This window comes from Ectopseudomonas oleovorans (assembly GCF_029845265.1).
GTDB classification, from domain to species: Bacteria; Pseudomonadota; Gammaproteobacteria; order Pseudomonadales; family Pseudomonadaceae; genus Aquipseudomonas; species Aquipseudomonas oleovorans.
Genome location: NZ_JAOCLK010000025.1, coordinates 62226 through 71078, shown reverse-complemented (window position 1 = coordinate 71078; position 8853 = coordinate 62226). Strand labels below are relative to the sequence as shown.

General features: G+C 62.1%; 8 protein-coding genes. 6 read left to right on the top strand and 2 right to left on the bottom strand.

Features of this window, described 5'->3' with window-relative positions:
* Window positions 1-100: 100 nt before the first annotated feature.
* On the bottom strand, window positions 101-556 hold the full coding sequence (locus tag N5J71_RS14095) for a DUF721 domain-containing protein (protein WP_279917093.1): 456 nt from the start codon (window positions 554-556) through the stop codon (window positions 101-103).
* Between the two features lie 78 nt (window positions 557-634).
* Between N5J71_RS14095 and N5J71_RS14090 the strand changes: the two genes are divergently transcribed.
* The 6 genes from N5J71_RS14090 (at window position 635) to N5J71_RS14065 (ending at window position 8172) form a co-directional block, all read left to right on the top strand.
* Window positions 635-1555 carry a M23 family metallopeptidase gene (locus N5J71_RS14090; protein ID WP_003459348.1) on the top strand — a complete coding sequence of 307 codons (921 nt, stop codon included), beginning with the start codon at window positions 635-637 and terminating at the stop codon, window positions 1553-1555.
* Between the two features lie 233 nt (window positions 1556-1788).
* A complete protein-coding gene (gene secA / locus N5J71_RS14085; RefSeq protein WP_074855518.1) occupies window positions 1789-4524 on the top strand; it encodes a preprotein translocase subunit SecA in 2736 nt (911 codons plus the stop codon).
* Between the two features lie 159 nt (window positions 4525-4683).
* Entirely contained in the window at window positions 4684-5901 is a 1218-nt protein-coding gene (gene argJ / locus N5J71_RS14080; RefSeq protein ID WP_279917092.1) for a bifunctional glutamate N-acetyltransferase/amino-acid acetyltransferase ArgJ, read from the top strand.
* A 132-nt stretch (window positions 5902-6033) separates the two neighbouring features.
* Window positions 6034-6666 carry a glutathione S-transferase family protein gene (locus N5J71_RS14075; protein ID WP_279917091.1) on the top strand — a complete coding sequence of 211 codons (633 nt, stop codon included), beginning with the start codon at window positions 6034-6036 and terminating at the stop codon, window positions 6664-6666.
* Complete coding sequence (locus tag N5J71_RS14070) at window positions 6663-7613, top strand: Nudix family hydrolase (RefSeq protein WP_206408483.1); 951 nt, start codon at window positions 6663-6665, stop codon at window positions 7611-7613. Before N5J71_RS14075 ends, N5J71_RS14070 begins: the two co-directional genes overlap by 4 nt.
* Window positions 7614-7716: 103 nt before the next feature.
* Complete coding sequence (locus tag N5J71_RS14065) at window positions 7717-8172, top strand: REP-associated tyrosine transposase (RefSeq protein ID WP_021488116.1); 456 nt, start codon at window positions 7717-7719, stop codon at window positions 8170-8172.
* Window positions 8173-8276: 104 nt separating this feature from the next.
* Here N5J71_RS14065 and N5J71_RS14060 read toward each other — a convergent pair whose 3' ends face one another.
* The gene (locus tag N5J71_RS14060) at window positions 8277-8852 is read right to left on the bottom strand and encodes a cob(I)yrinic acid a,c-diamide adenosyltransferase (RefSeq protein WP_003459361.1); all 576 of its coding nucleotides are present in this window, start codon (window positions 8850-8852) and stop codon (window positions 8277-8279) included.
* Between the last annotated feature and the right edge of the window lies 1 nt (window position 8853).

The following is an 8853-nucleotide window of genomic DNA, read 5'->3' as shown; positions in this document are numbered from 1 at the left end:
GCGCGTGGTTGAGTCGGTGGTGAGTGCTGCAACGATTCATGGCGCCAATCATCTGGCGAAAGCGGCAAAAAAGGCGTTTACCGACGAATGGAATGAGGGGTCATTCGTCTTTCTGCGTATGACTGGCCAGGCGCTCGAGTGCCGCGCGTAGCTTGGGGTCGCTGATGCCTTCGGCCGTTGCCTGAATGCTTTGTGCGGCGCTATTGGACAAGTGCAAGGTGCGACCGGTTCCACGATTCTGGCCGCCTTGAGGTTGCACCTTGAACATGATTTTCGTTAAGGTCGCGAATTCTTCGAGTGCCTGTAGTTGTCGTTGCAGTCTTCTTTGCTGATAACGCAGGCGTGTTGCCCAGTGGCCATCGGTCACGATCAATAGCAAACAGCCGTCGCGCCAGGACGCTACATGACAGTGTTCCCGGGCAGCAGGCTGTAGCTGGCTATCGACAAGACGCTGCAGGTGGGTAAGGCGTTGCGCCTGACCGAACAGCGCTTTCAGGGGCTTGGCTTCGCGTAACAGCTTAGCGGGTGCCTGGGCCGGCAAGGGACGAAACGTCATGGCAGGAAGCCTTAAATTGCAGAGCCGTCATGGTAGCAGAGCGTGCTACCGGCCTGTGTTCTGCGAAAAGGGGAAGCCATGCATATCATCTTGCTCAACAGCCGTCACGGTTCGGCGCGAACGATCAATCTGGACCTGCGCTGGTTGCTGCTGTCGGCTGTCCTGCTGCTGGTCCTGAGCCTTGCTGCCGGTGCTGCGATGGGCGCCAAGTGGTTGACCGCCGAACCTGTGGTCGACACCTCGCTGGTCGAAGCGCTCGACCAGCAGCGCGAACAGGTCGGCGCCGTGCGCCAGGACGCGCAACGTCAGCTCGACGCATTTGCCGTACACGTGGCGGATTTGCAGGCGCGCCTCACCCGTCTCGATGCCCTGGGTGAGCGCCTCACCGAACTGGCGGAACTGGACGCCGGTGAGTTCGACTTCTCCCTCAGTGTCGGTCAGGGCGGAGCGGAAGATCCGCTGGGGGCTTCGGCCTATGCGCCGCCGCCTTTCATGAACGCCCTGGATGAGCTGGCACTGCGCGTGGAGAGTCGCGAGCAGCAGTTGGAAGTGCTGGAGCAACTGCTTGGCGAGCTCCGCCTGAGTGAAGCGGAAACACTGTCTGGTCGTCCGGTTTTGCAAGGTTATGTGTCGTCACCTTTCGGCCGTCGTGTACACCCGCTGACCGGCCGCGCCAGTGTCCACAAGGGCATCGATTTCGCGGCCAAACCTGGCAGTGACGTGGTTTCGGTTGCCGCTGGTGTAGTGACCTTTTCCGGCAGGAAGAACGGCTACGGCAATACCGTGGAAGTCAGCCATGCCGATGGCTACGTCACGCTCTATGCGCACAACCAGAGCAATACCGTGCAGATCGGTGATCTGGTGCAGCGTGGCCAGACCATTGCAAAGGTCGGTCGCAGTGGGCGCTCCACCGGTTATCACGTGCATTTCGAGGTCAGCAAGGATGGCCGGCAGGTCAACCCGTCGCTGTATATCGCACGTGCCAGTGGCGTCGAGTGAGCGGTTTTCGCGCCGCCCTTGAGTTGCCAGTATTGAGCCTCATATAAAATATGCCGTGTCCCTGGTTCTCCGGGGATACCCGGTTTGCGCCATCACACGGCAGCAATGGGCTGACAACGTCACTTTCCTCTCCGGCTTTTCCGGGTAGAATGCCCCCTTCGCCCGCAGCCATGCCGGCTGCCAGGTCGCGATTTGCGCCGACCTCCATCCATTCGCCGGAAGACCCTGTCGATATGTTTGCGCCTCTGTTGAAAAAACTTTTCGGAAGCAAGAATGAGCGTGAAGTAAAGCGTATGCTCAAGACGGTGCAGGCCGTCAACGCCCTCGAAGAGCAGATGATCGCCCTCTCGGACGAGCAACTGCGTGGCAAGACCGAAGAGTTCAAGGGGCGTCTGGCTCAGGGCGAAACCCTCGACAAGCTGCTTCCCGAAGCCTTTGCCGTGGCCCGTGAGGCCGGTAAGCGGGTGATGGGCATGCGCCATTTCGATGTGCAGCTGATCGGCGGCATGACCCTGCACGAAGGCAAGATCGCCGAGATGCGTACCGGTGAGGGCAAGACCCTGGTAGGTACCCTGGCGGTCTACCTCAACGCATTGTCCGGCAAGGGCGTGCATGTGGTCACGGTCAACGAATACCTGGCCCGTCGTGACGCCAACTGGATGCGTCCGCTGTACGAGTTCCTCGGCCTGACCGTGGGTATCGTCACCCCCTTTCAGCCGCCGGAAGAGAAGCGCGCCGCGTATGCCGCCGATATCACCTACGGCACCAACAACGAATTCGGTTTCGACTACCTGCGCGACAACATGGCCTTCAGCCTGGAAGACAAGTTCCAGCGTGAGCTGAATTTCGCCGTGATCGACGAAGTCGACTCCATCCTCATCGACGAAGCCCGTACCCCGCTGATCATCTCCGGTCAGGCCGAAGACAGCTCCAAGCTGTACATCGAGATCAACAAGCTGATCCCGCGCCTCAAGCAGCACATCGAGGAAGAGGAAGGCGTGGTGACTCAGGAAGGTCACTACAAGATCGACGAGAAATCGCGCCAGGTCGAACTCAACGAGGCCGGCCACCAGTACGTCGAGGAGATGCTCACCGCTGCCGGTCTGCTGGCCGAAGGTGAAAGCCTCTATTCCGCGCACAACCTCGGTCTGCTGACTCACGTTTACGCCGGCCTGCGTGCGCACAAGCTGTTCCATCGCAATGTCGAGTACATCGTGCAGAACGGCCAGGTGATCCTGATCGACGAGCACACCGGTCGTACCATGCCGGGTCGCCGCCTCTCCGAGGGCCTGCACCAGGCCATCGAAGCGAAGGAGGGGGTGAACATTCAGGCCGAGAGCCAGACCCTGGCTTCGACCACTTTCCAGAACTACTTCCGTCTCTACAACAAGCTGTCCGGCATGACCGGTACCGCCGATACCGAGGCTTTCGAGTTCCGCCAGATCTATGGTCTGGACGTGATGGTGATCCCGACCAACAAGCCGGTTGCGCGCAAGGACTTCAACGATCTGGTCTATCTGACCCAGGAAGAGAAGTACCAGGCGATCATCGCCGACATCAAGGAGTGCCAGGCTCAGGGCCGTCCGGTGCTGGTGGGTACCGCAACCATCGAAACCTCCGAATACGTCAGCCAGCTGCTGAATAAGGAAGGCATCGAGCACAAGGTGCTCAACGCCAAGTTCCATGACAAGGAAGCCGAGATCATCGCCCAGGCCGGCCGTCCGGGGGCGCTGACCATCGCTACCAACATGGCCGGTCGTGGTACCGACATCCTTCTTGGCGGCAACTGGGAAGTGGAAGTTGCGGCACTGGAGAACCCGACCGACGAGCAGATCGCGCAGATCAAGGCCGAGTGGCAGAAGCGCCATCAGCAGGTGATCGAAGCTGGCGGCCTGCACGTGATCGCCTCCGAGCGCCACGAATCGCGGCGTATCGACAACCAGCTGCGCGGTCGTGCCGGCCGTCAGGGTGACCCGGGTTCCAGCCGCTTCTACCTGTCGCTGGAAGACAACCTGATGCGCATCTTCGCCTCGGATCGGGTGAAGAACTTCATGAAGGCCCTCGGCATGCAGTCCGGCGAGGCCATCGAGCACCGCATGGTCACCAACGCCATCGAGAAGGCCCAGCGCAAGGTCGAGGGCCGCAACTTCGACATGCGCAAGCAACTGCTCGAATTCGACGACGTGGCCAACGAGCAGCGCAAGGTGATCTACCACATGCGCAACAGCCTGCTGGCTGCCGAGAGCGTTGGCGACACCATCGCCGAGTTCCGCGAGGAAGTGCTGACCGCAGCGATCAACAGCCATATCCCGCCGCAGTCGATGCCGGAGCAGTGGGACGTGGCTGGCCTGGAAGCCACCCTGCAGAGCGACTTCGGCATCAAGCTGCCGATCCAGCAGTGGCTGGACGAAGATGACAAGCTGTACGAAGAAACCCTGCGTGAGCGCATCCTTGTCGAGCTGCTGGCTGCGTACAACGAGAAGGAGACCCAGGCCAGCGCCGAAGCCCTGCGTACCTTCGAGAAGCAGATTCTGCTGCGCGTGCTGGATGACCTGTGGAAAGATCACTTGTCGACCATGGACCACCTGCGCCACGGCATCCACCTGCGCGGATACGCGCAGAAGAACCCGAAACAGGAATACAAGCGCGAGTCCTTCGCCCTGTTCCAGGAGCTGCTGGAGTCGATCAAGCGCGACACCATCCGCGTGCTCAGTCATGTTCAGGTCCGTCGCGAAGATCCGGCCGAAGAAGAAGCCCGACTGCGTCGCGAGGCTGAAGCGATGGCCGAGCGCATGCAGTTCCAGCACGCTGACGCTTCGGCCCTGGCGGCTGAAGAGAGCAATGGCGAAGAGGGCGACGTCGCTGTGGCTGCAGCGCCAGTACGCGCCGAGCCGAAGGTCGGTCGCAACGAACCGTGCCCCTGCGGCTCGGGCAAGAAGTACAAGCACTGCCACGGTCAGATCGGCTGATCATGGCAGGTGCGCGCCGCTGAAGGCGCTTGCAGTAGAGAGGGCTTCGGCTATGCTGTCGCCGCCCTCGATGACGCCGCGACGGCCCTGCCGTTCGCGGCGTTTTACTATCTTTCAGACCGCTTGGCGGTCGGCAACGTCTCACAAGGAGCTCACCTTATGGCTGTTGGTCTTGGCCCGCTGTCTACCCTGCACCCGGTTCCCGGTTTCGAGCTGGGCATCGCCTCGGCCGGCATCAAGCGTCCCGGGCGCAAGGATGTGGTGGTGATGCGCTGCGCCGAAGGTTCGCGGATCGCCGGGGTGACCACCACCAACGCCTTCTGCGCGGCGCCGGTACTGATTACCCGCGAGCGCCTGGGTGGTGAAGTGCGTTATCTGCTGACCAATACCGGCAATGCCAACGCCGGTACCGGCGCCGATGGTCTGGCCCGTGCGCGCCGTGCCTGTGCGCGTCTGGCCGAGCTGACCGGTGTAACTGAAAGCGCCGTGCTGCCGTTCTCCACCGGTGTGATCGGCGAGCCGCTGCCGGTGGAGAAGATCGAATCCGCGCTGCAGGCCGCGCTGGATGATCTCAAGGCCGACAACTGGGAAGCGGCCGCCACCGGCATCATGACCACCGACACCCTGCCCAAGGGCGCCAGCCGGCAGTTCCAGCACGATGGCGTCACCGTCACCGTGACCGGCATTTCCAAGGGCGCCGGCATGATCCGGCCGAACATGGCCACCATGCTCGGCTACATCGCCACCGACGCCAAGGTCGCGCAGGGCGTGCTGCAGGATCTGGTGCGTGACGCGGCGAACAAGTCGTTCAACCGCATTACCATCGACGGTGACACCTCTACCAATGACTGCTGCATGCTGATCGCCACCGGCCAGGCCGCACTGCCTGAGATCAGTGACGCCTCCGGTGAGCTGTTCGCCAAGCTCAAGCAGGCGGTGTTCGAAGTTTTCATGGAAGTGGCGCAGGCCATCGTCCGTGACGGTGAAGGTGCGACCAAGTTCGTCACCGTGCAGGTCAACGGCGGTGGAACTCATCAGGAGTGCCTGGACGTGGCTTATGCCGTGGCTCATTCGCCGCTGATCAAGACCGCGCTGTTCGCCTCCGACCCCAACTGGGGGCGTATCCTCGCGGCTGTCGGCTATGCCGGCGTACCGCAACTGGATGTGAGCAAGATCGACGTTTTCCTCGGCGAAGTCTGCATCGCCAGCAAGGGTTGCCGTGCGACCACCTACACCGAAGAGCAGGGTGCGGCGGTGATGGCTCGTGAGGAAATCACCATCCGTATCGAGCTGGGCCGCGGCACCTGCAGCGAGACCATCTGGACCACCGACCTGTCCCACGAGTACGTCAAGATCAACGCCGAATACCGCACCTGATCAGTCCCGGCCGTCCATTATTCCCGCGCCTCATGACCCCATGACGCGCGGGAATTTGCTATTCGGGGGGGCGGGCTTTTAACGTCGATCGACTTCGGGGTATTTCCAGGAACGTAGGCGAGGACACGCGAGATGGCACTGCAACTGGTGATTGGCGACAAGAACTATTCATCCTGGTCGTTGCGCGCCGCTCTGGCGGTCGAGCTGGCCGGTGTGGAATGTGAGGAAGTGCTGGTGCGTCTGTATCAGCCTGACAGCCGTGTGCAACTGCTGCGTCATTCCCCCACCGGTAAGGTGCCTGTGCTGCTCACTGAACAGGGACCGGTGTGGGATTCCCTGGCGATAGCCGAATATCTGGCCGAGTGCTACCCCGAGGCGCAGCTGTGGCCGCAGGATCGCCAGGCCCGCGCCTTGGCGCGTAGTGTCTGTGCGGAGATGCACAGTGGCTTCAGCGCTCTGCGCAGTCATCTGCCCATGGACCTGGCGCGGGACAAGGCGCTGGCCGAACTGCCTGACGAGGCGCAGGCCGATATCGATCGCATCTGCGCGATCTGGGCTGGCTGCCGTGAGCGTTACGCCAGTACCGGCAACTATCTGTTCGGCCAGGCCAGCATTGCCGATGCCTTCTATGCGCCGGTCGCCGCGCGTCTGCGCAGTTATCATGTGGCGCTACCGACAACGGCAGCGGCCTATGTCGAAACCATCTACCGCTGGCCGGCGTTCCGGCGCTGGTATCAGGCAGCATTGCAGGAGGTAAAGGGGTGAAGCGTGTGCATGTCGCAGCAGCGGTGATTCGGGGTGTCGATGGACGCATCCTGATCGCCAGGCGACCCGATGACAAACACCAGGGTGGTCTGTGGGAGTTTCCCGGCGGCAAGGTGGAGGACGGTGAGGCGGTGCGGGTTGCCCTCGATCGTGAACTGCAGGAGGAACTGGGCATTCGTCCGCAGACTGCGCGCCCGTTGATCCAGATTCGTCATGATTACCCGGACAAGCAGGTGTTGCTGGACGTCTGGGAAGTCTCCGCCTTCAGTGGCGAGCCGCATGGTGCCGAGGGCCAGCCATTGGCCTGGGTCAGCGAACGGCAGTTGCTGGAGTACGAATTTCCCGCCGCCAACAAACCCATAGTCGCCGCCGCGCGCCTGCCCGAGCGTTACCTGATTACTCCGGACGGCCTGGAGCCGAGTGAGCTGCTTGCCGGCATCCGCAGTGCTCTGGCGCAGGGGGTAAGGCTGATTCAGCTGCGCGCGCCGAACATGTTCGACCCGCAATACCGCGACCTGGCTGTCGACGTGCAGGGCCTGTGTGCCGGCAAGGCGCAACTGATGCTCAAGGGACCGCTGGAGTGGCTGGGGGATTTTCCCGCGGCTGGCTGGCACCTGACGGCCGAACAGCTGCGCAAGTACGCCGCTGGCGGCCGCCCGTTCCCTGACGACCGCTGGTTGGCGGCGTCTTGCCATAATGCCGATGAGCTGGCGCTGGCCGCGCAGATGGGCGTGGACTTCGCCACCCTGTCCCCTGTGCAGGCGACCGCGACTCATCCCGAGGCGCAGCCGCTGGGCTGGGACGCCGCAAGCGAGATGTTGACCCATTGCAACCTGCCGGCATATCTGCTGGGTGGCGTAGGCCCGGCCGATATCGAACGTGCCTGGCAGGTTGGCGCCCAGGGCGTGGCCGGTATTCGCGCGTTCTGGCCGGCTAGCACCCTGTAGGAGCGAGCTCTGCTCGCGAACATCGGCGAGTCTAAGAAGCTTCGCGAGCAGAGCTCGCTCCTACGGTCTATACCTGAGGTTGCATGCAGGCAGGAGGCAAGGAATGCCCCATTACCATACGTCTCATCTGCGCAGCGGTCGTTTTTCTGAATCTGGCCGCATTTATTCGATTACAGCCGTTACCCACTGTAGACAACCTTGGTTTCACGACTTTTTTGTGGGACGGCTGCTGATCGACGAATTACGTCTTGCTGAGGAGCAAGACCTCGCCACCTCGTTGTGCTGGGTTGTGATGCCGGATCACTTTCACTGGTTGCTTCAACTGGGGCAGTGCGACTTGGAGAAGCTGTTGCAGCAGGTCAAGTCGCGCAGCGCCAAGGCAATCAATCAGCGCTTGCAACGCAGCGGTAAGGTCTGGCAGTCCGGCTACCATGACCGGGCTTTACGCCGGGAGGATGATGTACGTGACATCGCTCGTTATATCATCGCCAACCCGCTGCGGAGCGGCCTGGTAACGCAACTGGCCAATTATCCCTTGTGGGATGCCGTATTTCTGTAGGAGCGAGCTCTGCTCGCGAACATCGGCGAGTCTAAGAAGCTTTGCGAGCAGAGAACTAGGCGTCCCCCTCGCTCCTACCCTCCGTCTACATGTGAGGTCGCGAGCTACGGTTTGTCTGCCGCCTTCCACAGCACCTCGGCAATGCCCTGGCGCTTGGCGATCAGGCGGGCGGCGACGAACAGCAGGTCGGAGAGGCGGTTGACGTAGGCCAGGCCCTCACCACGTAGCGGCTCGACGGCGTTGAGGTGCTGGCAGCGGCGCTCGCTGCTGCGCGCGAGGCTGCGGCACACGTGGGCTTGGGCGATCAGCCTGGAGCCGCCAGGCAGGATGAAGTTTTCCAGTGGCCCGACCTCTTCGTTCCAGTTGTCGATGGCCGTCTCCAGGCGCTGCACTTCTACCTGCTGCAAGGCCTGGTACTCGGGCATTGCCAGTTCGCCCCCGAGATCGAACAGACGGTGCTGGCAGGGGCTCAGCACCTCGCTGATCTCCTTGAGTGCCGGCCAGGTCGTGGCGGCATCATCCAGTTCGGCGAGTAGCAGGCCGAGCTGACTGTTGAGCGTGTCCAACTCGCCGATGGCCTCGATGCGTGGGTGATCCTTGCCGACCCGGCGGCCGTCGGCCAGCCCGGTTTCGCCTTTGTCGCCAGTGCGGGTGTAGATCTTCGAGAGGCGAAAGCCCATG